General features: G+C 29.9%; 25 protein-coding genes and 4 tRNA genes. 12 read left to right on the plus strand and 17 right to left on the minus strand.

What is annotated here, in order from left to right; all coding sequences use genetic code 11:
- Positions 1-50: 50 nt before the first annotated feature.
- On the minus strand, positions 51-1,868 hold the full coding sequence (gene dnaG, locus AJ884_RS09130) for a DNA primase (protein ID WP_070277979.1): 1,818 nt from the start codon (positions 1,866-1,868) through the stop codon (positions 51-53).
- A 69-nt stretch (positions 1,869-1,937) separates the two neighbouring features.
- On the opposite strand from dnaG, the gene AJ884_RS09135 reads away from it, so the two are divergent.
- Genes AJ884_RS09135 through aroC form a run of 4 tightly spaced genes read left to right on the plus strand, consistent with a single transcriptional unit; the run spans position 1,938 to position 5,100 of the window.
- Positions 1,938-2,924, plus strand: a complete 987-nt coding sequence (locus AJ884_RS09135; protein ID WP_044779894.1) for a hypothetical protein — start codon at positions 1,938-1,940, stop codon at positions 2,922-2,924.
- Entirely contained in the window at positions 2,911-3,351 is a 441-nt protein-coding gene (gene rnhA / locus AJ884_RS09140; protein ID WP_002851277.1) for a ribonuclease HI, read from the plus strand. Before AJ884_RS09135 ends, rnhA begins: the two co-directional genes overlap by 14 nt.
- The gene (gene rnc / locus AJ884_RS09145; RefSeq protein WP_070277977.1) at positions 3,338-4,012 is read left to right on the plus strand and encodes a ribonuclease III; all 675 of its coding nucleotides are present in this window, start codon (positions 3,338-3,340) and stop codon (positions 4,010-4,012) included. The genes rnhA and rnc overlap by 14 nt, the downstream gene beginning before the upstream one ends.
- On the plus strand, positions 4,012-5,100 hold the full coding sequence (gene aroC / locus AJ884_RS09150) for a chorismate synthase (protein ID WP_002862274.1): 1,089 nt from the start codon (positions 4,012-4,014) through the stop codon (positions 5,098-5,100). The genes rnc and aroC overlap by 1 nt, the downstream gene beginning before the upstream one ends.
- An 84-nt stretch (positions 5,101-5,184) precedes the next feature.
- Here the strand turns inward: aroC and AJ884_RS09155 are convergent, their stop codons facing one another.
- Entirely contained in the window at positions 5,185-6,168 is a 984-nt protein-coding gene (locus tag AJ884_RS09155) for an MnmA/TRMU family protein (RefSeq protein WP_002862273.1), read from the minus strand.
- A gap of 94 nt (positions 6,169-6,262) precedes the next feature.
- On the opposite strand from AJ884_RS09155, the gene AJ884_RS09160 reads away from it, so the two are divergent.
- Together AJ884_RS09160 and AJ884_RS09165 are read left to right on the plus strand one after the other, a co-directional pair.
- Positions 6,263-6,424 carry a hypothetical protein gene (locus tag AJ884_RS09160; protein WP_002778908.1) on the plus strand — a complete coding sequence of 54 codons (162 nt, stop codon included), beginning with the start codon at positions 6,263-6,265 and terminating at the stop codon, positions 6,422-6,424.
- Positions 6,425-6,427: 3 nt separating this feature from the next.
- Positions 6,428-7,297, plus strand: coding sequence for a hypothetical protein (locus AJ884_RS09165; protein ID WP_002862272.1), 870 nt, complete (start codon positions 6,428-6,430; stop codon positions 7,295-7,297).
- 12 nt (positions 7,298-7,309) lie between these two features.
- Here the strand turns inward: AJ884_RS09165 and AJ884_RS09170 are convergent, their stop codons facing one another.
- Genes AJ884_RS09170 through exbB form a run of 3 tightly spaced genes read right to left on the minus strand, consistent with a single transcriptional unit; the run spans position 7,310 to position 8,797 of the window.
- The gene (locus AJ884_RS09170) at positions 7,310-7,993 is read right to left on the minus strand and encodes an energy transducer TonB (protein ID WP_002862271.1); all 684 of its coding nucleotides are present in this window, start codon (positions 7,991-7,993) and stop codon (positions 7,310-7,312) included.
- Entirely contained in the window at positions 7,990-8,379 is a 390-nt protein-coding gene (gene exbD, locus AJ884_RS09175; protein ID WP_002851470.1) for a TonB system transport protein ExbD, read from the minus strand. Before exbD ends, AJ884_RS09170 begins: the two co-directional genes overlap by 4 nt.
- A complete protein-coding gene (gene exbB, locus AJ884_RS09180; protein ID WP_002862270.1) occupies positions 8,372-8,797 on the minus strand; it encodes a TonB-system energizer ExbB in 426 nt (141 codons plus the stop codon). The genes exbD and exbB overlap by 8 nt, the downstream gene beginning before the upstream one ends.
- A gap of 158 nt (positions 8,798-8,955) precedes the next feature.
- On the opposite strand from exbB, the gene AJ884_RS09185 reads away from it, so the two are divergent.
- The 4 genes from AJ884_RS09185 (at position 8,956) to AJ884_RS09200 (ending at position 13,070) form a co-directional block, all read left to right on the plus strand.
- Positions 8,956-9,699 carry a DUF4261 domain-containing protein gene (locus tag AJ884_RS09185; protein ID WP_002881746.1) on the plus strand — a complete coding sequence of 248 codons (744 nt, stop codon included), beginning with the start codon at positions 8,956-8,958 and terminating at the stop codon, positions 9,697-9,699.
- Positions 9,700-9,763: 64 nt separating this feature from the next.
- On the plus strand, positions 9,764-10,180 hold the full coding sequence (locus tag AJ884_RS09190) for a PepSY-like domain-containing protein (protein WP_002856602.1): 417 nt from the start codon (positions 9,764-9,766) through the stop codon (positions 10,178-10,180).
- A gap of 260 nt (positions 10,181-10,440) precedes the next feature.
- Entirely contained in the window at positions 10,441-11,691 is a 1,251-nt protein-coding gene (locus tag AJ884_RS09195) for an aromatic amino acid transport family protein (RefSeq protein WP_002862268.1), read from the plus strand.
- Between the two features lie 14 nt (positions 11,692-11,705).
- Entirely contained in the window at positions 11,706-13,070 is a 1,365-nt protein-coding gene (locus tag AJ884_RS09200) for an L-serine ammonia-lyase (RefSeq protein ID WP_002855898.1), read from the plus strand.
- A gap of 7 nt (positions 13,071-13,077) precedes the next feature.
- On the opposite strand, the gene AJ884_RS09205 is transcribed toward AJ884_RS09200, so the two are convergent.
- The 7 genes from AJ884_RS09205 to AJ884_RS09235 all read right to left on the minus strand — a co-directional run bounded on the left by AJ884_RS09205 (position 13,078) and on the right by AJ884_RS09235 (position 15,991).
- Complete coding sequence (locus AJ884_RS09205; protein ID WP_002862267.1) at positions 13,078-13,599, minus strand: hypothetical protein; 522 nt, start codon at positions 13,597-13,599, stop codon at positions 13,078-13,080.
- Positions 13,580-14,590: a bifunctional diaminohydroxyphosphoribosylaminopyrimidine deaminase/5-amino-6-(5-phosphoribosylamino)uracil reductase RibD gene (gene ribD / locus AJ884_RS09210; RefSeq protein WP_074470060.1), complete on the minus strand. Its 1,011-nt coding sequence runs from the start codon at positions 14,588-14,590 to the stop codon at positions 13,580-13,582. The genes AJ884_RS09205 and ribD overlap by 20 nt, the downstream gene beginning before the upstream one ends.
- A 202-nt stretch (positions 14,591-14,792) precedes the next feature.
- Positions 14,793-14,880: transfer RNA gene (locus tag AJ884_RS09215), tRNA-Ser, on the minus strand.
- A 22-nt stretch (positions 14,881-14,902) separates the two neighbouring features.
- Positions 14,903-14,976: transfer RNA gene (locus tag AJ884_RS09220), tRNA-Cys, on the minus strand.
- 18 nt (positions 14,977-14,994) lie between these two features.
- A tRNA-Leu gene (locus tag AJ884_RS09225) sits at positions 14,995-15,083 on the minus strand.
- A gap of 9 nt (positions 15,084-15,092) precedes the next feature.
- Positions 15,093-15,167: transfer RNA gene (locus AJ884_RS09230), tRNA-Gly, on the minus strand.
- 71 nt (positions 15,168-15,238) lie between these two features.
- A complete protein-coding gene (locus AJ884_RS09235; protein WP_070277971.1) occupies positions 15,239-15,991 on the minus strand; it encodes a hypothetical protein in 753 nt (250 codons plus the stop codon).
- Positions 15,992-16,063: 72 nt separating this feature from the next.
- Here AJ884_RS09235 and mutY point away from each other — a divergent pair, with 72 nt between their 5' ends.
- Positions 16,064-17,083 carry an A/G-specific adenine glycosylase gene (gene mutY, locus AJ884_RS09240; protein ID WP_070286646.1) on the plus strand — a complete coding sequence of 340 codons (1,020 nt, stop codon included), beginning with the start codon at positions 16,064-16,066 and terminating at the stop codon, positions 17,081-17,083.
- Here mutY and AJ884_RS09245 read toward each other — a convergent pair.
- A complete protein-coding gene (locus AJ884_RS09245; RefSeq protein ID WP_070286647.1) occupies positions 17,069-18,343 on the minus strand; it encodes an MFS transporter in 1,275 nt (424 codons plus the stop codon). The genes mutY and AJ884_RS09245 overlap by 15 nt on opposite strands.
- A 150-nt stretch (positions 18,344-18,493) precedes the next feature.
- On the opposite strand from AJ884_RS09245, the gene AJ884_RS09250 reads away from it, so the two are divergent.
- Positions 18,494-19,351 (plus strand): radical SAM/SPASM domain-containing protein, encoded by an 858-nt coding sequence (locus tag AJ884_RS09250; RefSeq protein WP_070286648.1) that lies wholly within the window; start codon positions 18,494-18,496, stop codon positions 19,349-19,351.
- Here AJ884_RS09250 and AJ884_RS09255 read toward each other — a convergent pair.
- The 4 genes from AJ884_RS09255 to AJ884_RS09270 are packed head-to-tail and all read right to left on the minus strand — an operon-like array spanning position 19,348 to position 23,999.
- Positions 19,348-20,154 (minus strand): ABC transporter substrate-binding protein, encoded by an 807-nt coding sequence (locus AJ884_RS09255; protein ID WP_070284867.1) that lies wholly within the window; start codon positions 20,152-20,154, stop codon positions 19,348-19,350. The genes AJ884_RS09250 and AJ884_RS09255 overlap by 4 nt on opposite strands.
- On the minus strand, positions 20,151-20,927 hold the full coding sequence (locus AJ884_RS09260) for an ABC transporter ATP-binding protein (protein ID WP_070284869.1): 777 nt from the start codon (positions 20,925-20,927) through the stop codon (positions 20,151-20,153). The genes AJ884_RS09255 and AJ884_RS09260 overlap by 4 nt, the downstream gene beginning before the upstream one ends.
- Entirely contained in the window at positions 20,927-21,913 is a 987-nt protein-coding gene (locus AJ884_RS09265; protein WP_070284871.1) for a FecCD family ABC transporter permease, read from the minus strand. Before AJ884_RS09265 ends, AJ884_RS09260 begins: the two co-directional genes overlap by 1 nt.
- On the minus strand, positions 21,888-23,999 hold the full coding sequence (locus AJ884_RS09270; RefSeq protein ID WP_070286649.1) for a TonB-dependent receptor: 2,112 nt from the start codon (positions 23,997-23,999) through the stop codon (positions 21,888-21,890). The genes AJ884_RS09265 and AJ884_RS09270 overlap by 26 nt, the downstream gene beginning before the upstream one ends.
- Positions 24,000-24,150 lie beyond the last annotated feature (151 nt).

Below are 24,150 nucleotides of genomic sequence, written 5' to 3' on the forward strand. Positions count from 1 at the left end.
GCGTGATTGTGTTTAAAAAAAGGTAAATTAAGGCTTGAAATTTAAATAAATTAAAAAGGTTCGTCATTATCTTGTGCGCTAAATCCTAAATCATAAGCTGTAAAGTTTTTGTTACTAAAAATTCCATTTAAGTTTCTAAATGATTGTTGCAGAATTTCTTCGTTTTTTTCATATTTTAAGAAGCTTAAATATTCTTTTAAAAAATTATTTAATTCTTCGGTATTTAAATTTTTAATTAGAAGATTTAAATTTTTATCAATAAGCGTAAAAAGTTGTTTTTTTAATGCGAGTGTAGAATTTTTAATTTTTACATTGTTTAAAAAAGCTAAATTAACCTTGCAAATACCTAACAAGAATTCGCTATAGTTTAAATTTTTTCGAATATTTTTACTTTCAAATTCTCTAATATCACTATCTTCATAACCTTTTTTTTCTAAAATTTTATCCAATAAAATTTTATGCTTAAAACAAACACTATCACTAATTTGCTTAAAATCGTTACATATATCTGGATGCTGTTTTAAAAAAGCTATAAGTTCTAATTCTGCAATGTGAATTTTTTCTTTAGGAAAATTGTATTTATTTTGAGAAATTAAAGGGGTTTGTATGGTTTTTTTTGAATTTTGTGATAAGACGATAAATTTTTCATCCACTTTTAATAAATTTGAAACTAGACCAGTGTAAGAATTTGCCACTAAAGGTTCAAGATTAAAGGTGAATTTTTGTATAGTTTCTAAAGCTTTTTGTTTGTCAAGAGCAGAAATTATGGAATGAGTGGATATTAAGCGTCTGATATAAAATTCACCAAGCTCTATTCCTTCATCGAGTATATTATGAAGTTTTGTGCTTTCATTTTTTGCTACGAGCTCAGCGGGATCTTTTCCGCCTTGTAAAATTGCCACTTTACCGTCTATTTTGTTTGTGCTTAATAAAAATGCAGATCGTGTCGCAGCTTTTAATCCTGCTTCATCATTGTCAAAACATAAAATCACTTTTGCATCATAACGGCGGATTAAGGGTAGATGATGTTCGGTTAATGCTGTTCCAAGAACTGCTACAGCGTTGTTAAACCCTGCTTTGTGAAAAGCTATTGCATCCATGTAGCCTTCACATACTATTATTTCTTTTTTTTTGGCTATATTTTCTTTAGCGATGTTAAAAGCATAAAAAATTCTACTTTTATCAAAAAGTATATTTTGGGGTGAATTTACATACTTTGCCGGTACATTGGGATTTAAAGTACGCCCTCCAAACCCTACTAATAAGTCTTTATGATCGTAGATTGGAAAGGTGATACGCCATATAAAACTTGCGTAAAATTCATTATTTTCATCTTTTTTTAAAGCTCCAACACTCATAGCATCTTCTAAAGGAATTTTTTGATTTTGCAATAATCTTATACTATCTTCACTTGCTCCTGCAAAACCTAATTCGAATTTGGCTATATCTTTGTCATTTAAAGCTCTTTGGTAAAGATAGGTTAAAACTTCTTTGTGGTGTTTGAGATTATCTTTAAAATATGCATTTAAGCTTGGTAGTATAGACTTTAGCTCTTTTTTATTTTCTTGTTTTTCTTTTGTATAACTCAAAGTAAAATTACTAAGGCTTGCAACTTTTTCAACTGCATCGGCAAAACTTAATTTTTCATAATCCATTACAAATTTAAAAGCATCTCCACCAGCCTTGCAAGCAAAACAATGATAAAAACCTTTGGTAGGATTGATATGCATAGACGGGTTTTTATCTGCATGGAAAGGACAGATACACACAAAACTAGAGCCTTGTTTTTTTACTTCAATATAATTTTCTATAATATCAACAATATTAAGTCTTTGGGATAAATTTTCTATACTTTCTTTAGTTATCATTTTACAAACCTTGTTAAAATTATACAAAGATTTGGCTATAATTTGGCATAAAATTTTTAGAGCGAGACTATGGATTTTTTCTTTGTAGAATACAGAGACCCTTTAGTAGGGCTTATAATTTTAACCATTTTAGTATTTGTTGTAGCTGTTGCAAATTATATTTGGAAAATATTTGCTAACAAAGATGAAGAACAAAAGCTTGAAAAATTTATAAAAAAATTTGAAATGGATAACGCTCATAAAGAGTTGTTAAGAAATAGTAGCTTGAGTTTTGGAAATTTAAGTTTTTTGGCTGAAATTTTTACCAAAAGTGGGGAATTTGAAAAAGCAACTCAAATTTATTTGATTGCTCTTGAAAAATGTAAAGATAAACAAGAAAGAGAATTTATTTTCCTTTCTTTAGCAAAAGTTTATTTTAAAGCAGGATTTTTAGAGCGTGCAAAAGAAGTTTTATTACAAGTTTTAAAACTGCGTCCAAGAAATATACAAGCCTTAAAACTTTTAAAAATTGTTTATTTAAAACTCCGTTCTTATAAAGAAAATTTAGAACTTTTAGAATGTCTTTTTGAGCTTAATGAAGATGTGCAAAAAGAGCATGATTTTATCAAAGCTTTAGAACTTTGTACTTTTAATATCACTGATGAAGAAAAAAAGAAAAAACTTTTAGAATTTAAAATAGAAGATAATCCTATGTTAGGGCGTTTAGTTTTTGAAAAATATCATATGTTTTTAGGGCAAAATTTTTTTGATATTTGTGATTTGCTTTATAGAGAAAATGAAGCGTTTAATTTAGAAAATCAAGATTTTTTAGAATTCTTTTATGCTTTGGGTAAAATTTCAAAGCATGATGATACACATCAGTTTGTTTTTAAAAATTCTAATTTTAAAATGTTAAAAATTTTAAAAGATAATTCTTTTAATGCGGGGTTAGAATTTTCATATCGTTGTTCTGAGTGTAAAAATGTTATGCCTTTATTTTTTTATCACTGTCCTATTTGTTATGAGTTTAATACTTGTACAATTATTTATGAAGTGAAAAACAATGAAACACATTGAAATTTATACAGACGGTTCATGTCTTAATAATCCAGGTTTTGGCGGATGGGCTTATATTTTGCGTTATAAGGAGTATCAAAAGGAAGGTTTTGGAGCTGAGGCTAATACTACTAACAATAGAATGGAGCTAATGGCAATTATTGAATCTTTGAAGGCTTTAAAAGAGCCTTGTGAAATTTCGCTTTTTACAGATTCTAACCTAATGGTTCAAAGTATTAATGAATGGCTAGAAGGATGGATAAAAAAGGATTTTAAAGGTAAAAAAAATATAGATTTATGGAAGGAATATATTAAAGTGGCAAAATCTCATAAGATTAAGGCTTTTTGGGTAAAAGCACATAATGGACATTTGGAAAATGAAAGATGTGATACATTGGCGCGTGAAGCTGCTTTGAAAATTGCAAGGGAAAATGATGAAAAACATTGAAAAACTAGAGCAGAGTTTAACTTATGAATTTAAAGATAAAAGTCTTCTTATACATGCTTTAACCCATAAAAGTTTTAAAAAATCTTACAACAACGAACGCCTGGAATTTTTAGGTGATGCCGTGCTTGATTTAGTTGTGGGTGAATACCTTTTTCATAAATTCGCCAAAGATGCCGAAGGAGATTTATCTAAGCTTAGAGCGGCTTTAGTGAATGAAAAGTCTTTTGCAAAAATTGCAAATAGTTTAAATTTGGGCGATTTTATTTTTATGAGTGTTGCTGAGGAAAACAATGGAGGAAAAGAAAAGCCTTCTATACTTTCAGATGCGTTAGAAGCCATTATAGGTGCTATACATTTAGAAGCTGGGTTTGAGTTTGCAAAAACTATTGCTTTAAGACTTATAGAAAAAAATTTCCCTCAAATTGATGCAAAAATTCTTATAAAAGATTATAAAACAAAATTACAAGAGATTACACAGGGAAAAATCGGACAAACTCCGCAGTATGAAACAGTGCGTGCTTTTGGTCCTGATCATTTAAAGCAATTTGAAATCGCTTTAATGCTTGATGGTAAAGAACTTGCAAGAGCTATTGCGGGAAGCAAAAAAGAAGCACAGCAAATGGCAGCAAAAATTGCACTTGAGAAATTAGGAGCTTTATAGTGAATACCTTTGGTACGAGATTGAAATTTACAAGTTTTGGTGAGTCTCATGGTGTGGCTGTTGGATGTATTATTGATGGAGTGCCTGCTGGAGTTAAATTTGATGAAGAATTTTTACAAAATGAGCTTGATAAACGCAAAGGCGGAAGTAAATTTGCAACACCAAGAAAAGAAAGCGATAAAGCTCAGGTTTTAAGTGGAGTTTTTGAAGGATATACAACGGGTCATCCTATAGCTATAGTAGTTTTTAATGAAAATGCTCATTCTAAGGATTATGATAATTTAAAAGATCTATTTCGTCCTGCTCATGCGGATTTTGCTTATTTTTATAAATATGGCATAAGAGATCATAGGGGTGGAGGTAGATCAAGCGCTAGAGAAAGTGTTGCTAGAGTGGCTGGTGGTGCAGTTGCAGCGATGCTTTTGTGTGAATTTGGCATTTGTGTTCAAAGTGGTGTTTTTGGAATAGGAACTTTTGTATCAAATTTGAAAGAAGAAGAATTTGATTTTGAATTTGCTAAGAAAAGTGAAATTTTTTGCCTTGATCCAAAACTAGAAAGTGACTTTAAAAATGAAATTTTAAATGCTAGAAATTCAAAAGATAGTGTAGGCGCTGCTGTTTTTACAAAAGTTAGTGGTATGCTTGTGGGACTTGGAGAAGTTCTTTATGATAAGTTAGACTCTAAATTAGCTCATGCTTTAATGGGAATTAATGCTGTTAAAGCAGTTGAAATAGGCGAAGGTATTAATGCAAGCAAAATGCGCGGATCGTGTAATAATGATGCTTTAAAAGATGGCAAGTTTTTAAGCAATCATAGTGGAGGAATTTTAGGAGGAATTTCAAATGGAGAAAATCTTATTTTAAAAACTTATTTTAAACCTACTCCTTCTATTTTTGCCAAGCAAGAAAGTATAGATAAATTTGGCAATAATTTGGAATTTGAACTCAAAGGTAGGCATGATCCTTGTGTAGGTGTTAGAGGAAGTGTTGTAGCTAGTGCTATGGTGCGTTTGGTTTTGGCTGATTGTTTGCTTTTGAATGCGAGTGCGAATTTAAACAATTTAAAAAATGCTTATGGATTAAAATAAAAAAGCCCATTTTCATGGGCTTGATTGCAATATTTTGAAAAGATTCAAATACTATATCGCTTGTTTTGCTAAATACTTTATACTTTAACTAATAAAAAATTGATTAATATCAGCCTTATTTTCAAAAGCTATACTTGTATAAGCTTGATTTTTAAATTTAAGTTCATGGCTTTTTCCTACTTCGTGTTTAGTATAGGTAAGGGCTATTTTTAAGGCAAGTTCTAAGTCTTTTTCTGAAATTTTTTCATCTACCAAAGAGTAAGCTCCGATTAAATCTCCAAGTTCTATTACTTCATATTTAGGAGTTTTTAAACCTTTTAAAAGAGTATTTTCAAGTTCATTTCTACCTATGATCATTTTAGCTCCATTGGGTAATCTTAAATGACGACCATATTTTAAAAGTTGTGCGTCATTAACCTGCATATCTTTGTCAAATTCTATGAAATCTCGAATTTTTTTAGCAAAACTATCAAGAGTTAGCAAACAACCTCCACCTGGGCTTTCAAAGTCTTCTAAGCCAAATTTAGCTGCAAGTTCAAGTTGTCTTTTACGACTTCTTCCACTAATACCTTCGAGTTTTTCTCTATCTACCCAACCTTCTCTTTCAGGTTTGGTTAGAGGTAGGTTTTTTGCACACATAGGACGTAAGATTAAATCTTCTTCATCAAGAGCAAGTTTTTTAACCTTTGCCATCGCATCACTTCTTTGACTCATAGGGCGTTGTCCTAAAACTTCTCCTGTGATGATAAAGCTTGCATTTTCTTCTTTTAACATAGCAAGAGCAGTTTTAAACATAAAAGCATGACAATCTATACAAGGATTAAAATGTTTGCCATAGCCATATTGTGGATTAAAAAGCACTTCTTGAAGATAGGAATTTCTTACATCTATCATTTCAAAATCTGCACCTACCATTGCCGCACGCTTTTTCATGATTTCGCTTTTATCACTTGTGCTTCCAAAACCTATGTTGATATTTAGAGCTTTAACTTCTATGCCTTGTGCAGTGATGAGTTTCATTGCAAGCATACTATCAAGCCCACCGCTAAAAAGAGCTAATGCTTTCATTGATTCCTTTCTGAGATTATAAAATTTTTTAAGATTTTGTCGATTATAAAAGGTATAATTTTAACTAAAAAATCTTTAAAATAAGGATTGGAAAATGTTAAAAATAATTTTGGTTTTAAGCATTTTGAGTTCTTTTGCTTTTGCAAATTCTTGTGCTAACTACGAGCAAGAACTTAAAAAGTGTAATTCTTTAAAAAATTCACATGAGAGAAAAATGTGTCGTTTAGGTTTATTTGCAAAATGTAAAAAAGGATAAATAATGAAAATCGATACTTCTACTAGTTTAACTCATTCTTTAACTAATAATGTTGATAAAAAAGAGCTTAGCGTATTAAAAAAAGAAGATCAAGATAAAATTCCCGTGCAAGATCTTTCGAGTTTAAATAGCGATGGTGTTAAGGTTGTTTTTGAAAATAAGCAAGGTGAACTTATAGCTTTAAATTTAAGCGATGAAAATTATAGTAGTTTACAAAAAAATTTCAGTTCTTATACGAATTATGTTGCTAGAAATGATGGTAGTATAAGGCTTAATGGCGAAGCAAACCAATTTGTTTCAAATTGGTTTGAAAGTGTAAAAGATAATTTTGGTTCTTTAAATTCAAATTTAAATAATAAACAACAAAGTGTAAAATTAAATTTTAATACAAGCACCCTTCAACAAAGTATGCAAAATTTAGGCTTTAAAACAAGCGATGAAAAAATATCTGATGATGCAAATATAGAAGAAAAATTAAATTTTTTTATTGATAAAGATGTAAATAAAGATGGTAAAGTTGATGATAGTGATGTTAAAGAGCCTAGCATGAGAGAAATTTTAAGCGACATTAAAGAAGCATCAGGTGGTGGAGCTAATGCTATGAAAACCATAGATCCGCAAAAAATCAATAAAAAAGATGATAAGGAAAATAATATCAAAGAAAAAGAAGACGAAGATTTACTTCAAAAAGCCCAAGAAAAAGGTTTAAGTGCTTTAAGTGCTGATGAGCAGGCAAAGCTTGAGGCTAGCAATCCTGAAGAATTTGAAAAACTGAAGCAAAAATCTTTGCAAGAATTAAGTCAGAATTTAAGTAAAGATTTTCAAAATAAAATTGAAAATCAAGAAACACAAATTGTAGATAAGAGAGTGTAGCAAATTATAATTTTACCCTCTTAAGATTTTAAAATCATATATAATAGGTAGTGTAATTCTTAAATCCCCGTTATAGTGTGGAAAATTTAAAGAAGCTTTTTTTATGCTTTCTAAAGCACTTTTATCTAACAAATCATATCCTGAGCTTTCTATGATTTTTAAATCTGTTAAAGTTTTATTTTCTTTCCATAAAAATTCTACTTTTACAGTTCCTTGCATACGCATTTTTTTTGCTTGCCTTGGATAAAATTGTGCTTGTTGTATAGCTTTTTGGATTTCTTTTAATACAGGGTGATTATCTTTTCCTTGTGTTAATTGGGTGATTTTAGGTTTGACATTTGTATCAGTTGTTTTTGTAAAAGTTTTAACTTCTTGAGTTGGTGCTATTGGGATTTTATTTGGTATTGGATGTGAAGGTGTTTTTTTTATCTTTTTTTGCATTTTTTCAGGAGTTTTTTTAATAACTTTTGGCTGAGGTTTTGGTTTGATAGGTTCTATAATGGATTCTGTTGGTTTAGTCTCATTTGTTGGATTAGTTTGGGTAAACTGTTTTATTGCTAAAGAAAAAGAATCTTCATTTTTAATTTCCATTTTAAAAAAGTCATTTGAGTGAAAAATGACAAAAAGCAAAGGTATAAAGACTATAAAAGTTATATAAGAAGCTTGGTATTTATGATTTAAAAATAAAGTTTTCATTTGTTTTTCTCAGTAAGAATTTGAAAATTTTCATGTTCTTTGGCTTTTAAAAAATCTATAATTTTTACAAAGCTTTCAAATTTAGCATTTTTATCGCTTTTTAGTTCTACTATGGTTTTTTTATCAAGTGAAAAAATAGCATTTTGAACTTCATTTAAATCAGCTAATTTATCATTTAAATAAAAAGTATTTTTTTCGTCTATGGTTATAAGAAGTTTTTTTTCATTATTGCTTATATTGGTAGCATTTTCACTTGAAGGAAGTGAGATTTGAATTTTTCCATGCGCAATAAAGGTTGAAATACTAAGTACTATAGCAAGCAAAACAAGCATAATGTCTATAAATGGAACTATATTTAAACCTTCATTTTTTGGTAGTTTAAGCATTTTTATTTGCCTTATAAGCATTACTTAAGAGGGAAACTTTTCTAAGTAAGGTATTATAAGCCATTAAAGCAGGAATAGCAACCAAAAGTCCTAAGGCTGTAGCTTTAAGAGCTAAAGAAAGTCCCACAACTATAGATTTGACATCTATATTGCCCGTTAAGCCCATTTCGTAAAATGTAACCATGATGCCTATTACAGTGCCTAAAAGTCCTATATAAGGGGCATTGGAATAGATGATATATATAGTGGTTAAATTTTCACTAATCGCATCATCAAATTGCTCTTGATTCTCATAATTTTTAAAGTTAATTTTTCTAAAAAATAGCATTCTTTCTACAACACACCAAAAAGCTATAAATGCCATAATTCCTAGAATTAAAAAGATAATTAAATCGATGTAATCTTTTAGAAATGCCACATTTTTCTCCAAAAATATACTTACTAAATTTTAAAAGATTATACTATATAAAAAATAAATTTATAATTAATATCAATTATCATAATTTTTAAGAAATTCTTGTTTATAGTTTTTATTTTTATTAGGTTATAATTTATAAAAATTTAATAGGGTTTAATATGACTATAGATTTAAATCACAATTTTACCTCTTTTGTTCTTCTTGATGAAGTTGATTTTAATTTTTCGGAGTTAAAAAGCATTTTAGAAGATAAATTTAATATAAAAATAGCTGATGAAAATTTTACCAAAGAGGGAGTGATTTTTTCACATGAAAATATGTTGGTTACTCTAAATTTGATTAAAAATCCTATACCTAATCACGAAGCAGAATACTATGCAAATTTTAATTTTATATGGAAAGATGCCTTAGAGCAAACTAAAAAACATAAAGCTCACCTTCTTATAGCGGTGCTAAGTCAAGATCAAAGCAAATTAGAACAAGCTAAAATGTTTACGAAAATTGCAGCTTTATGTTTGGATAATAAACATGCTTTAGGTTTTTATACAGGTGCAGTTGTTCTAGAGCCCAGTTTTTATATAGAAAATGCAAAAATGTTAGATGATAATCGCTTACCGGTATATAATTGGATATATGTTAGTGTTTATCCTAGTGAAAATGGAGTTAATGCTTATACTTATGGGCTTAGAAATTTTGATAAATTAGAACTTGAAGTTTGTGATTTAAACATAGAAGAAAAAGAACTTTTCTTTTGTATTTATGATATTGTTTTACATATTTTAACTTATGATATTAATCTAAAAGATAAAGATATTTTAAAATTTGAAGATGGAAAAGAAATAAAATTTATAAAAAGTCAAGGTATAAGTGTTGAGAACGAAAGCTTGAAAATTATTTTTTAAGTTTCACATTCACTTCACAGTTTTGAGTTAAACTTTCGCCAACCAAGACAAAAAAGGAGAAACTATGAAAGCAAAATTAACTTTACTTGCTTTGTTGGGTGCTACAGTGCTTTTAGCTAAAGATATGGTTGTTCCTGCTAGCGAACTTCCAAATAATGCCAAAGAATTTATTTCTAAAAATTTTAAAACCGCTCAAATTGGTTTGGTGAAAAAAGATATAGATTCTTATGATGTAATTTTAAATGATGGAACTGAAATTGATTTTATGATCAATGGAGATTGGAAAGAAGTTGATGGAAAATATAAGGCTTTACCACATACTATTTTACCTAGTGTTATGAAAAAAGTAAGCGCAACTCAACCAAATGCTCAAATTCTTGAAATAGATAAAGAAATTAATGGTTATAAATTTAAGTTTAATAATAACATGAAAGTTTATACGGATATGCAAGGAAATGTCCTAGGTCAAAAATTAGATTAATTTTTGAAAATTTAACTCCCTTAGAAAATTTGATGCAAAAATTTGGAAGCATAGTCTTCCAAATTTTTTCTTTTTTGATTGCAAAACCCAAAATATATTTAGTTTTAAAATAATACTTTATTGATACAAGTGATTGTTTTTTTATAAAATTAAATTTACAAAATGTTACATAAGATTTAAAATATTTTTTTTAAAAAACAATTATTTATAAATATTTTGCTAAAATAAAAGAGATGTAATCTTAAATTTAAGGAAGAATAATGAATACTCCTAAATGGACTAGTCACGATACAAGGTGGGTTTTATCTCTTTTTGGAACAGCTATTGGAGCCGGTGTACTTTTGTTACCTATTAGTGCTGGGCTTGGTGGATTGATACCTTTGTTAGTTATACTTGTTTTAGCTTTTCCTATGACTTACTTAGCTCATAGAAATTTATGTCGCTTTGTGCTTTCAAGTTCTAATCCAAAAGATGATATTACTTTTGTTGCAGAAAGTTATTTTGGCAAGGGCGGTGGATTTTTAATTACACTTTTGTATTTTTTTGCTATTTTACCTATTTTATTGGTTTATAGTGCTAATCTTACAACAACTTTGCTTGAGTTCTTAATCAATCAGTTTAATTTCAATGCAGATCTTACTCATGCTGCTCGTTGGTGGGTGAGTTTTTTGATTGTTGGAGTTTTGGTTTTGATTTCTATTCTTGGTGAAAATGTTGTAACAAAAGCAATGAGTTTTCTTGTTTTTCCTTTTATTATATTTTTATTTATTTTTTCATTGCTTTTAATTCCACAATGGAATTCATCATTATTTACAAATGTTGATTTTTCCGTAATTTCAACAAGTAATTTTTGGGTTACTTTATGGCTTGTTATTCCTGTGATGGTATTTAGTTTTAATCACTCTCCTATTATTTCTTCACTTGCTTGTTATTGTAAAAAAGAATATGGTGATTATGCTGAACCTCGCGCTAGAAAAATTATTTCTTTGGCAATTATTCTTATGGTTTTTGTTGTAATGTTTTTTGTTTTTTCTTGCGCTTTAACTTTTACACCAGAAGATTTTGCATCAGCAAAAGATCAAAATATCAATATTCTTACCTTTATAGCAAATAAATTTCCTGAAGTTTCTTTGCTGACTTATGTTGGGCCTATTGTTGCACTTGTGGCCATTAGTAAAAGTTTCTTAGGACATTATCTTGGTTCTCAAGAAGGCTTAAACGGTATTTTATATAAAGCAAGTAATGGTAAAATTCAAGGTAAATTCGCTCAAACTTTAACAGCGATCATTACCTTTGTTATCGCTTGGCTTGTTGCGTATAAAAATCCAAGTGTTATAGGAATTATTGAGGCTATTGGTGGTCCTGTTTTGGCTATTTTGCTTTTCTTGATGCCGCTTTATTGTATTTATCGTTTTGATATTTTGGCAAGATTTCGTAATAAATTTTTAGATCTTTTTATTTTGGTAATGGGAATAGTTGCAATTTCTGCTGCAATTCACAATCTTTTATAAATTAAGGATAAAAAATGAGTAATTTAAGCATTTTTAAAATAGGTGTCGGTCCTTCTTCTTCTCATACTTTAGGGCCTATGCTTGCCGGAAATTTATTTTGTAAAAAAGTTGCTAAAAAGCTTGATGAAATTGATAGAGTTGAGGTTACTCTTTATGGTTCTTTGTCATTAACAGGTAAAGGACACTTGAGTGATAAGGCTGTAATTTGGGGGTTAAATGGCCTAGAAGCTAAAAATTTAAGCGCAGCAATACAAGATGAAGTAAATAAAAATGCTATTGAAAATGCTCAAATTGATTTTTGTGGTGAGAAAAAACTTTGTTTTAATTATGAAAAAGATTTGATATTTTCCAAAGATTTTTTACCTTTACATGAGAATGGTATGAAGATTAAAGCTTATGATTGTAAAGGTGGGTTAGTTGATGAAGAAACTTATTATTCTGTAGGTGGAGGCTTTGTTTTAACAGCTGCACAATTAGAAAAAAAAGGTAAAAATTCCAACCAAAATAAAAAGAAAAAACTAGATATAGAGCTTAACAATGCAAAAGAAGCTTTAGAGCTTTGCGATAAAAGAGATTGGGATTTAGCAGAGCTTTCTTATCGTTATGAATTGCAATTTCACACTAAAGAGGAAATTCGTGCTTATTGTCTTGAAATTTGGGAAGTAATGCAAGAAGTGTATTATAATGGTACGCATCCAAATGAAGATTATTTGCCTGGAAAACTTCATTTAAAGCGTAGAGCCAAAGGACTTAAAGAAAGAGTGGCGATGACAGCTGATCCTATGGGCATTATAGATTTTATTTCTTTATATGCTATTGCGATTGCTGAAGAAAATGCTAGCGGAGCAAAAGTTGTAACCGCGCCAACAAATGGAGCATGTGCTGTTATCCCTGCTGTTATGCTTTATCTTAAAAATCATACTATAGGTTTTAGCGATGAAAAGGCTATAGAGTTTTTATTAACAGCAATGCTTATAGGTTCTTTTTATAAGAAAAATGCAAGTATTAGCGGAGCAGAAGCAGGCTGTCAAGCAGAAATTGGTAGTGCTAGTTCGATGGCAGCTGCGGCTATGGCAACAGTTTTAGGGGCTAATGCTTTTAAAGCATGCAACGCTGCTGAAATGGCAATGGAACATCATCTAGGTTTAACTTGCGATCCAGTTGCAGGGCTTGTGCAAATTCCTTGCATAGAAAGAAATGCCTTTGGAGCTATTAAGGCTATAAGTGCTGCTAGAATGGCAATGACACGTAAATCTACTCCTATGGTAAGCCTTGATGAGGTTATAGAAACCATGTATGAAACAGGAAAAGATATGAATTATAAATACAAAGAAACTTCTTTAGGTGGTCTTGCTACAAATTTAAAAACAGTATGCTAAAGTGTTTTTACACTTTAGTGTATTTTTTCATTCTTTGACTTAAAAATTCTTTCATTTCTTCTTTGGAAAAACTTTTAAGAATACGAATTTGCTTAAAAAGCAAGCCAAGATTAATTACTCCCATCACTAAAAGCAATAAGCAAATCATTAAAAAAACAAGATCTATGGCTCCAAATTCATTAATCATAGCCAAACTTGCAAAAAATACACTCGCTAATAATAAAAAAAATAAAAGCAATATTTGTTTTAATTTTGCTTCATTAAAATTATCGCAATTTTGAGTGAAATTTCTAAAAAGTATGATCTTTTTACCCAAATTTGAAACTAAAATTTCATCATTTTCTTTAAATAAGCCTTCTTTTAAACTTTGATAAAAAAAGATTTCATTGTTTAAATTTAAAGCATCTTTATAGCTTGATAAGGTGTAGTCTTTGTAAAAAAAGGATTTTAATTCATTTTTCTTTTCTATTTTAAATAATCTTAAATCATTTCTCGCATAAAAAAATCCACTAAAGTTCATAAATGCCATAAGTATCGCTCCCTAAAAAATTCCTATAAAGTGGCTTGAAATTTAAAGGTATTGTAACATTTTTTTCATCATTTAAACTTGAACTTTGGAAAATCAAAAACATATCTATTTCATCTTTAAAGATTTTGAGAAAATTTTCTCCACCCTCATACATTAAAAATTTAGCTTCACTTGGAATTTGGGTATAAATTTGGCGGTTTGGAACTTTAAATAAAGGGATATTTTTATCAAAATTATCTATATTTTGACGGCTTAAGATACAAAGATTAGGCGCTTTTGCTTTGCAAAGCCTAGCATCTAGTATAGGGTGATCTTTTCTTATGGTTTCTCCACCGACTACAAGCAAATCAATCACCGCTCTAATTTTATGTGTATAAGTGCGACTTAGATCATTGCTTACGATTTTGCCAAGAGGCGAGCCATTCATAGAAAGGGCTAATTTAAAAAGTTTAAATTGCCCTTTTTGCCATTTTAAAAAAGGTTTTAAAAGTTTTTTTCCTTCTTCTTTAAGTATGTCAAATTCAACCTCTATGCCTTGTTTTTTTAAAAATTCAGCCCCACCACTTGCGATTTTATTTTCATCTTTAACGCTGATGAAAATTTTTTTAAAACCTAGCTCGCTAAAGAGTTTTGCGCAAGGAGGCGTTTTTCCTTGATGAGAGCAAGGTTCAAGTGTTACAAAAGCTATACTATCTTTAAATACACCTTGATGGTTTTTGCAAATAAACTCATGTAAAGCGTTTGCTTCTTTAGGCAATGAAATTTCAGGTCTTAAACTTTTAAAAGCATGAGCTATGGCATTAAGTTCTGCATGAGCCAATCCAGCTTTTTCATGAGCTTTTATGGCTAAAATTTTTTCATTTTTATCTAAGATTACACAGCCTACAGCCGGATTCGGATAGGTTAAAAACTGATATTTCCAAGCCTCATTTAAAGCTAAATTCATATAAAATTCTTTCATTTGGCTACCTTGTATTTTAAAATTTGACATATTTTTAAAATTTTATATTTTTGTTTTAAGATAATAAATTCTAAATTTTCCATTTGTATTTCTTATTTTTAGTTATATTAACCATAGTTTTTCTAAGTTTTTTAGGATATAACAAAAATAGTAAGACCGAAATTATTTTTCATCTGTAGCATCCTTTATAATTTTAGGAATGACATAAGCTTGATAAACTAGAAAGTTTTGGTGGCCGGGAGAAAGGGATTCGAACCCCTGGAGGTGTGACCCTCAACGGTTTTCAAGACCGCCGCTTTCGACCACTCAGCCATCTCCCGATAAAGTAAAGTTTTGCCTTTTTGGAGGCGACATCCGGATTCGAACCGGAGATCAAGGCTTTGCAGGCCCATGCCTTACCGCTTGGCTATGTCGCCCTGATAATGTTGAAAAAGTGGTGCCCGAGGCCGGACTTGAACCGGCACGGAAGAAAAATTCCGAGGGATTTTAAGTCCCTTGTGTCTACCAATTCCACCACCCGGGCGGGTGATTATGGAGCGGGAAACGAGATTCGAACTCGCGACCCCAACCTTGGCAAGGTTGTGCTCTACCCCTGAGCTATTCCCGCATAAATTTCTGAAAGAATTGAAGATAAAAGTATAGCAAAATAAACTTAAAAGGAGTTTATTTTGCCTTAAGTTATTTGCAAATAAATAAAGCTTTTGCACTTAAAATTTGTTCTTTTTCGCCGATAATTGGAGATGAAAGTTCTATATTATCAGATTTTGCATTTAGCATTCTAGGTGCGATATTGGCATTGGCATTTACTTGTAAATTTTTCAATACACAAGTTTTATTAAGATCTAAAGAGTAAGTTTTTTCATATTCGTATGATGTTTTTAAAAGCTCTTTGTAGAGATTTTCTTTGTTGTTGTTTAGTGTATCTTTTGAAAATTTTGTTTGTATGGCTGGTGTTGAAACGCTGATGAAATTATTTTTAGCTATGATAGAATTGATGTCATTTAAAAGCTTGTTAAAATCTGCAAGTTGGTTTTCTTTAAATTCACATTCTAAATTCGCATCAAATCTTTGACCTTTTGGAGTTTGTATACCATCTTTATAGGAAAAATTAGGTTCTAAAGAAAAACTTCCTCCGCTACAAAAATTTTCTTTTTTTGAGCGTTCTAAAATTTGATTGAAAGTATTTGTGATTTCGGCTTTTTCACTATCGTCTAATGTGATTTTTGAGCTTAAATTTTCATTTGCCCAAAAATTAATATTTGCATATAAAATATCGGGTTTTAGTGTATTGCTTACTTCTATATTTCTTGAAAAATATAAATCATGATTAGAGTCTTTTTTGCCTAAAAATTCTACATTAAAAACTACTCCTGCAACAAAAAGTAATAAACATAAAAAACCTATACCTAAACCTTTAAAAAAAGCTAACATGGATATCCTTAATAATTTAATTTGAGCTAATTTTAACAAAAAATTTTAAAATTTTTTGTTATACTCTCATTTATGCAAAAAAAAGAGCTTGAAAAACTACAAGAAAATTTACTTCTTTGGTATGAAAAAAATGGACGCAAAACTCTACCTTGGCGTAATTTACAAAGTCAAAATTGTGATGAAAGTTTAAAGCATATTGATAGAGCCTATGGGGTTTATATCAGCGAAATTATGCTTCAGCAAACTCAAGTTAAATCAGTTTTAGAAAGGTTTTATTTCCCCTTTTTGCAAAAATTTCCTACTTTAGAAAGTTTGGCTAATGCTAATGAAGATGAGCTTTTAAAGGCTTGGCAAGGGCTTGGTTACTATACTCGTGCTAGAAATTTAAAAAAGGCAGCTTTAGAATGTGTGGATAAGTTTGGGGCTAAATTACCCAAAGAAGTTGAGGATCTAAAAAAATTAAGCGGTATAGGAGCTTATACAGCAGGCGCTATAGCTTGTTTTGGTTATGATCAAAAGGTTTCTTTTGTTGATGGTAATATACGCCGTGTGCTTTCTCGTCTTTTTACTTTGGAAAATCCTAGTATGAAAGAACTTGAAAAAAGAGCTAAAGAGCTTTTAAATTTAAATCATGCTTTTGATCATAACCAAGCCTTGCTTGATATAGGGGCTTTGGTTTGTGTGAGTAAAAATGCAAAGTGTGGGATTTGTCCTTTGTATGATTTTTGCCAAGGCAAATTTCATACAGAGCTTTATCCAAGAGCTAAAAAAATACTTTATGAGAGTGTAAATTTAAATCTTTTTTTGTTTGAATTTAATAAAAAATTTGCCATAGGGCAAAGCCAAGATAAGCTTTATAAGGGTATGTATAATTTTCCTTTTTTTAAAGAAGGAGAGTATAAACTTTCTAAAGATATGGGTTTTGTAGGGGAGTTTAAGCACGGCTATACTAAGTATAAACTTAATATCAAGGTTTATCATCAAATTTTAAACAATGAAAATAAAAATTATGAATTTAAAACCTTAAAAGAGTTAGAAAGTACCGCACTTTCGGCACTTTCTTTAAAAGCATTAAAATTAATTAAGCTCTGATTTTTTAGGCAAACATAAAGTAGCTATAAGCATGATGATTGTAAAAATAGCTATATAGATAAAAAAGCCATTTTCTATACCTGCATTTTTAAATTGTAAAGCAACCCAAGGAGCAGATCCTCCAAAAACAGCATTTGAAATAGCATAACCTAAACCTGTCCCTAAAGCTCTTACATGCTCAGGAAAAAGTTTTGCTTTAAAAATCCCTGCAACTGAAGTATAAAAACTTAAAACAACAAACAATAATACCACCAACATAAATGTCAAAGAAGGATTATTTTGTGTGTTATTGGCTATAAGTGAAAAAATAGGATAAATTCCTACCAATGCCAAAATATAAAATACAATTAAAGATCGTTTGTGACCTATTTTATCTCCTATATATCCAAAAAGAGGTTGAATGATCATTAGTATAAATAAAGCACCTAAGAAAAGATTATTAACAAGCATTTTATCCATACCCGTATTTTCCATAAAAGTTTTAGTATAAGTTGTAATAGTATAAAAAGCTAAAGAACCTCCAGAAGTAACCCCAAGCACCATTAAAAAAGGTTTCCAAGATTTGCATAATGCTTTTAAAGTACCACGATCTTCATGCTGGTGAAGTTTTGTAGCACTTTCATTCATCATTTTTCTTACAAAAAGCGAGCCTAGTGCTAAAATTCCGCCTATTACAAAAAGTATTCTCCAAGCATAATCTTTCATATCATCAATGCTAAAAAATAAAAACATTATGCTAATGCTTGCAACGGCCAAAAGTTGACCACCTATTAGGGTTACATACTGAAAAGATGAGTAAAAACCGCGTTTTCCTTCTGTAGCAAGTTCTGAAAGATAAGTAGCTGCTATGCCATATTCCCCACCTACACTAAGGCCTTGAATGAGTCTTGCTACTAAAAGTAAGATAATAGCAAGATCGCCCACTGTATCTTTGCTTGGCAAGGCTGCTATCATAAAAGAGCCCAAAGCCATTAAAACCACTGATATAACCATAGATTTCTTACGACCTACTTTATCAGCTAAAGAGCCAAAAAGCCAAGAGCCTATAGGACGCATAAAAAATCCTGCTGCAAAAACCCCAAAGGCATTGATTTGCTGGATAACAGGATTATCTGAAGTTGAAAAAGTATGAGCAAAATAAGTTGCTGTAAAAGCATAGATATAAAAATCAAACCACTCTACTAAATTTCCACTACTTGCAGCAATAATAGAGCGAATTTTTTTCGCGCGAGCAAGCTCTTGCGTAAACCCTTCCTTAATTTTAGATTTTTATTTAAGTATAGTGTGATTTTTGTTTAATATATTTAAAAATAAAGAAGAGAAATAAAAAAGATAAAAATATCGATAAAAATGTTACATATTTTAATAAATTTCATAAATTTTGGTAAAATGTTTACTCTAGGAAATATAATGAAATTTAAAAAAATATATATAGAATTAAGTGATATTTGTGGTTTAAAATGCGATTTTTGTCCTTCTCGAAAAGGAATTCGCGGGGTAATGAGTGAAGAAAAATTTCAAAACTTAGCTTATGAAATTTCTAATAAAGCTGAGCTTTTTACTTTTCATCTTTTGGGTGATCCTTTGCTTTTACCTAATTTGGAAAATTATATAAAAATTGCAAAAGGTGAAGCTATGAAACTTGAAGTCACTACAAGTGGCTTTTATCTAAATTCTAAAAATCAAGCTTTATTGTTAGGGTATGAGAATATCCATCAAATCAATATTTCTTTAATGTCTTTTTTAAGTCAAAGCAAAATTTCTTTAGAACAGTATTTTAAGCCTATTTTAGAACTTTGCAAAAAGCATTTAGAGCAAAAAAGCCTTTCTTTTATCAATCTAAGACTTTGGAATTTAGATGCTAATTTTAAAGCACCTAAGTCAAATTTAAAAATTTATGAGTTTTTAGCTAAAGAATTTGAAGTTAAGATCGATACAAACTTAAGTAAAAATCGCTTGCAAAGACATATTTTGCTTCATCAAAATAAACTTTTTAAATGGCCAAATTTAAAAGATGAACCCCTTTATAAAAAAGGAAAATGCCATGCTTTAAAAGAGCAAATTGGGATTTTAAGTGATGGAAGTTTAGTGCCTTGCTGTTTGGATACTAAAGCAGATATTAACTTGGGAAATGTTTTTGAAAATAACTTTGATAAGCTTTTTAAATCACCGCGTATAAAGATGATGAAAAAAGCTTTTGAAGAAGATAAACGCATAGAAAAACTTTGTCAAACTTGCGAATTTTTTAAAGCAAGATTGGGTGATTAAAAATTATTATTTTGAAGTTTTGTTTTAAATTCTTGAATTCTGTCTATTATCTTAGGACTAAGGCGTAATAATATATGTGTATCTTTGTTAAAATAAATACTTCCTGTTTTAACTGCTTTGGTATTTTTCAATAAAGCATTTGTATCTAAAAGATTGTTTTTGGCATTCATTCCAAGAATGAGTATGTCTGGATTTTGTTTCAGTATATATTCTGCTGATATAACAGGTCTTGAAATTTGACTTTGCGGACTTAAATTTTTAATCCCTATGAGTCTTAAAATATCAGCTATTAAAGAATTATCATTAAAGGCCATTAAAGGGTTGCTAGAATAAAGATAAATCGCACTTTTATTTAAGGGTTTATCGCTTAATTTTTTTAAATTTTGAGCAAATTCTTGTTCTAAAAGCTCCGCTTCTTTTTCTTTTTTGGTGATTTGGCCCAAGGTTGTGATATTTTTTGTTATATCTTCTAAACGCTCGGCTTTTAAATTGATACTTTTGATACCAAAATTTTTAAGTCCTTCTTCTAAATTTAAAGAATAAGAGCTTAAAATCACCAAACTTGGTTTTAGTGCTACTATTTTTTCAAGTGAAGGATTTGAAAAAGTGCCTACACTTGTAAGTTTTGAGGTTTGATCTTTAGGATAGATATTTGAGTGTTGTAAAGTGGCAATGCCTACGATTTGATCTTCAGCCTTAAGCATAAAAAGGGTTTCTATGCTTGCAGGATCAAGCACTACAAGGCGTTCTTTTGCATTTAGTGTGATTAAAAACAAACTCATAATAATTAAAATTTTTTTCATTTTTTCTCCTTTAAAGCTAAAATATAAGGTTTAGAATTTTTATAAATAATCTCGCAGTTTAAATCATAAATTTCTTTTAAAATTTCTTGAGTAAAAAGCTCTTTACTCGTTCCAAAATACTTTATTTCCCCTTCTTTTAAAAAAAGGATTTTATCGCAGAACATAGAAGCTAAATTTAAATCATGCAAGATAGCAACAACGGCTATATTTTTTTCTTTAACTAGTTTTTCGCAAAGGCTTAAAAGCTCTATAGCATAGTTTAAATCAAGGGCTGAAGTAGGTTCATCTAAAAAAAGAATTTTTGGCTTTTTAAGCAAAGCTCTTGCTAAAAGCATTCTTTGAAATTCACCACCACTTAAAGAAAGTATGCTTCTTTCTAGAAATTTTTCAAGTCTTAAATCCTTAGCAAATTCTTTAATTTCTAAAATATCTTCTTTAGAATAAGAACTAAAAGCGTGTTTTAAATTCGCATATTTGCTCATTAAAAGCACATCGATGACTTTTAAAGGGGTGTTTAATTCTGATTTTTGAGGCACAAAGCCGCAAATTTTGGCAAATTCTTTAAGAGAGAAATCTTTGATATTTGTATTAAAAAGACTTATTTCTCCTTTATTTGGACTTAAATTTTTAAGTATAAGTTTTAAAAGAGTGCTTTTACCTGAGCCATTTGGCCCTAAAATTCCTATAAAAGCCTGATTTTTAAGTTCTAAATGAATGTTTTTTAGTAAATCTTTTTGGTGATAAGCAAAGCTTAAATCATGTATTTTTAGCATTATAAAAATCTCCTAGCGCTTAAAGCTAAGTATAAAAAAATAGGAGCTCCAAAAAATGCAGTTAAAATTCCAATCGGAATTTGCACAGGAGCTAAAAGAGTTCTTGCTAAAGTATCACAAATAAGTAAAAATAATCCTCCAAATGCTGTACATAAAGGGATAACTAAGGCATTATCATAATTTTTAAGCAAAAGTCTTATGGTATGAGGAATGATTAGTCCAACAAAGCCTATAAGTCCGCTAAAAGCAACCGCAAAAGATACAGCCAAAGATGAGACAATGAGTAAATTTATCTTTAATTTTTGAGCATTTACCCCTAGATTTCTAGCTTCATCATCTCCGCTTAAAAGTATGTTTAATTCGTTTTTATGAGCGTAAAAATAAAACAAACAAAAAATTAAAGGCAAGATTAAAATTCCCACACGAAACCAAGAAGCATTGCCTATATTTCCCATAAGCCAAGCGACTATTTTAAAAGAATCCTCGCCTATAAGATAAGTGAAAAAAGAAGTAAAAGCCCCTAAAAAAGATGAAGCTGCTATGCCGATAATGAGTAAAGTTGCTATAGAAGTTCTAGAAGAAATTTTAAAAACTCCTAGGGCAAAAAAGGCAGAGCAAACAAAACCTAAAATTCCATAATAATAATCATTCAATTTTAACAAATACGCCAAAACCGCTCCAAAGGTTGCCGCAGAAGCTATACCTATGATATAAGGATCGGCTATAGGATTTGAAAATACATTTTGAGTGATAGCCCCACTACTAGCTAAAAGCATACCGATTAAAATCGCCATTATAATGCGTGGTAAGCGTCCATCTATGATGATTTGTCTTAAAATTTCATCTTGGCTAAAGATATATGAAAAAAGCTCTTTTGGATTTAAATTCTCATCTCCTAAGCAAAGTGCTGTAAAAGAAGCGATTATATAAGCTACCAAAAGCCCTATAATCACTAAAATTTTAGAATGCGTATTTAAATTCAACATAGTAGTTTCTGCCATTTCCAACTAGGTATTGATCATTTATACTGTCTTGATAGGTGTAGTATCTTTTATCGAAAAGATTGCGAATTCCTGCTAAAATTTGTAATTTTTTATAATTATATTTCATGCCAATATCTGTTAAAAAATAATCCCTTATCCAAGAATTTTTAGACATTTTTCCTGTATTTTCATCTATAGTTCCACCATCTTTTGCTCTAGAAAAATAGGTTAAATCAATAAAATTTGAGAAATTTTTATTCCAAGCGTATTCAAGCCCAGCTGTGGCTTTGATTTTTGAAACATAAGGAATTCTCATGCCGTCATTAACACCTTTAGAAATTTTAGCATCAAGATAAGTTAGACTTTCTCTAAAGATTAAATCATCATCTAAAAAATTTTGACTCAGGCTTAATTCTACTCCTAAACGGCGAGTTTGATCTATATTATAATATTTCCACCAAGATCCACTAGTAGAATGAGGGTTTCCAAGATAAGAAATTTCATCTTTGCTTAGGGTGTAAAATAAAGTTAGATTAAAGCCGTAAAAATCCCACCAAAAATCATCAATACCTAGTTCAAAGGTATCAAAGATCTCAGGATTTAAATTTGCAGAATAATACTTTTGTGAATTTTTATCCTTGTTGACAAATTGTGCTGGACTTGGAGAGACAAAACCTCTTTCGTATTTGATATAAAGCTTTCCTGTGTCTGAGTATTTAAAATTTGGAGTGATTTCAAAGGCGAAGTTATGACTTGTATCATCGGTTGAAAAAAGTTCTGGAGTGCTTGGTTTAGGAATGTTTGATATAACCATATTGCTAGTGTAATTTCTATTTGTGTCATAAAGACTATATTCATATCTTGCTCCACCTGAAATACTAAAAATATCATTAAATTCATGAGAATCAAGAGCGAAAATAGAATGGCTTTGTTTAGTCATATCCATAAGCGTTGTCATGGTGTGACTCATTTGAAATTTGCCGGCATTTACATCATAATGAATAATGCTTGTTCTTTTTGCATCATGGTTTGTAAATTCATAACCAAAAATAAAATAAGAATTATTTGCATAATTTAGCTTGTTTTTTAAACTTATTCCTGTAAGTGTGTCTTCAAAACCACTTCCATTTTGATAAGCTGTAGTTCCCTTCATAGAAATTTCATCTTTTAGATAATTGATCTTTTGATTTTGCCAAAAAGTTTCTAGGTTAAATTCCCATATATCATCAAAATAGTAATGATAATCCAAAGAAATTTCAGGGCGATTGATTTGTGTGATATTATCACTCTTACCTTTTTGAGTTGGATTGCTTTGAGCTTGTGCTTTTGTTAGATAGCCACTGCTGGTATTTTTGCTTTTAAAATAATTATAACCCAAAGTTAAATCGCTATTATCATTAATATCAATATAGGTTTTTGTGTTGATAAAATAACCTTTTTCATTATAACCTTCTTGATATCCATCAAGGTTAAAACTTTGTATATCAAAGCTAAAAGCTAAATTTTCATTTATTTGTTTGGCACCATTGATACCTAAATTTCCACCTAGTCCACCATGATCATAAGCACTGCTTTTTAAATTTATAGCAAAAGCATCTGATTTTTGTTTTTTTGTAATGATATTAATCACGCCACCTCTAGTACCACTTCCATAAAGCACAGATCCACCCCCAGGTATGATTTCTATGCGTTCTACATTATCTAAATTGATACTATCTAGTGGGGTTACACCATGGGAATTATCAAGAACATTAATAGCACGCCCATCGATCATAACTTTTACAGCTATATTGGATTTATTTCCTTGTCCACGCATATCTATATTGCGTCCAAGTCCAAAATTTACAAAACTAATGCCTGAAATTCTTTCTAAGGCTTGTTCTAAGGAAACATAACCTTTATTTTGTAGATCTTTGCCTTCTATGCTGATTACATTGCGTAAATTTGAATCCGCATCTTGTTCAAAACCTGTTGTACTAACAACAACTTTTTGTAGATTGATAGCTTTATTTGATTCTTGTGCATTTAAATTAGTTATTAGCAATAATGCAAATAAAGATAATTTAAAAGCTTTTTTATTTGGGTGCAAATTTTACTCCTTAAATAAAATAAATAATGATAATTTATATCATAATAATTTAGAAATAAATTTATCCTTTATTAACTTAATCTAGTATAAATTTTTGTTAAAATAGATAATTTATATATTTTAAGTGCTTTTTAATTTGATAATTGATACC

Source organism: Campylobacter sp. BCW_6463 (genome assembly GCF_001762785.1).
Lineage (GTDB): Bacteria > Campylobacterota > Campylobacteria > Campylobacterales > Campylobacteraceae > Campylobacter_D > Campylobacter_D jejuni.